The following is a 916-nucleotide window of genomic DNA, read 5'->3' as shown; positions in this document are numbered from 1 at the left end:
GGTGATGCTGGACCTGCCGCAGATCAGCGAGGACCAGCCCGCGCATCGCCCCCTGATCGCCGCCCATGCCAGCCCCTGGCCGGGCGAGATCGCGGTGTTCCGCAGCGCCTCGACGGACGGGTTCAACCTCCTGACTAGCTTCGGCAGTCGGGCGCGGATCGGCACGCTAGCCTTCGGCTTGTTTCCGGGGCCGACCTCGCGCTTCGACCGGGGCAACCAGCTGGTCGTCGATCTTCTGTCAGGCACACTGGAAAGCGTGACCGACGTGGCCCTCTTCGGCGGGGCCAATGCCCTCGCGGTCGAAAGCGCCGCAGGCCAATGGGAAATCGTGCAGGCTGGCCAAGCCGAACTGATCGCGCCAGGCCGGTACCGCCTGACCCGCCTGCTGCGTGGCCAGCGCGGGACGGAACACGCCATGGGCAACCCGGCACCGGCTGGCGCGCGGGTGATATTGCTGGATTCGACGCTGGCCTCCCTCCCCATCGCCGAGGCGGACCTCGGCCTGCCGTGGAACTGGCGCGTGGGTCCGGCCGCGCGGGCGGTCAGCGATCCGAGCTATGCCGCACTGGGCTTCACCCCAACCGGGCGGGGCCTTGTCCCCTTCGCGCCGGTCCATGTCGAACAGCCTGCGGACGGCCCGCAGCCCTGGCGATCTGACCATCCGATGGACGCGCCGATCCCGCGCACTGGTCGCCGATGCCTGGGAACAGGTCGAGGTGCCGCTGGGCGAGGACTTCGTGAGCTACGACGTCCAGATCCTCGACGGGGCTGTCGTCAAGCGCACGATGACCAGCACCACCACGTCCGTTCTCTACACCGCCGCCCAGCAGACCAGTGATTGGGGTGCGCCGCTCGGGCCCGGCCAGACGCTGGCGCTCCGCATCTACCAGCTCTCAAACCGCCTCGGCCGCGGCAC

At 70.0% G+C, this 916-nt stretch carries 1 pseudogene; it reads left to right on the top strand.

Going from position 1 to position 916, the window contains the following annotated elements:
* A pseudogene (locus G8O29_RS18160) lies at positions 1-916 on the top strand (GTA baseplate fiber-binding domain-containing protein); the annotation flags it as partial.

It is taken from the genome of Rhodobacter calidifons (assembly GCF_011174775.1).
GTDB lineage: Bacteria > Pseudomonadota > Alphaproteobacteria > Rhodobacterales > Rhodobacteraceae > Tabrizicola > Tabrizicola calidifons.
This window is presented reverse-complemented; position numbering and strand designations above follow the sequence as displayed.